1 protein-coding gene and 1 pseudogene are annotated in these 525 nt (G+C 29.5%); one reads left to right on the forward strand and one right to left on the reverse strand.

From position 1 onward, the window contains the following. A pseudogene (locus IDG60_RS01785) lies at window positions 1-73 on the forward strand (pyridoxal 5'-phosphate synthase glutaminase subunit PdxT); the annotation flags it as partial. Window positions 74-280: 207 nt separating this feature from the next. Here IDG60_RS01785 and IDG60_RS01790 read toward each other — a convergent pair. Then, on the reverse strand, window positions 281-525 hold a 245-nt coding region (locus tag IDG60_RS01790; protein ID WP_274611429.1), incomplete at its 5' end, for a nucleoside transporter C-terminal domain-containing protein.

Raw genomic sequence — 525 nt, forward strand, 5'->3', positions numbered from 1 at the left:
ATTCCATCCTGAATTAACAGATGACTATAGAGTAACTGATTACTTTATTAATCATATTGTAAAAAAAGCATAGCTTAATGTATGCTAAATCAACGAATTATTGATATTTATAGATTTGTTGAGAAGAAAATATCTCCTTCAAACTTAGCTTTGGAGGAGTTATTTTTTATGTCAAAATTAAAAATGATAAAAAATAAAGATATACATAAGAAAAAACCCCTTCAAAGAGACTGAGAATAGTCAAAATTTTGAAGGGATTAATTCGATGTTGATGTATTTGTTAAATAAAGAATCCAGCGATTGCAGCTGAAATGAAAGATACTAGTGTTGCACCGAATAATAATTTCAAACCAAAGCGGGCAACTGTATCTCCTTTTTTGTCATTAAGTGATTTAATAGCACCTGAAATAATACCAATAGAGCTAAAGTTAGCAAATGATACTAAGAATACAGATGTAACACCTTTTGCGTGTTCAGATAAATCACTAAGTTTACCAAGTGCTTGCATTGCTACAAATTCGTTAG

This window comes from Staphylococcus sp. EG-SA-2 (assembly GCF_017152085.1).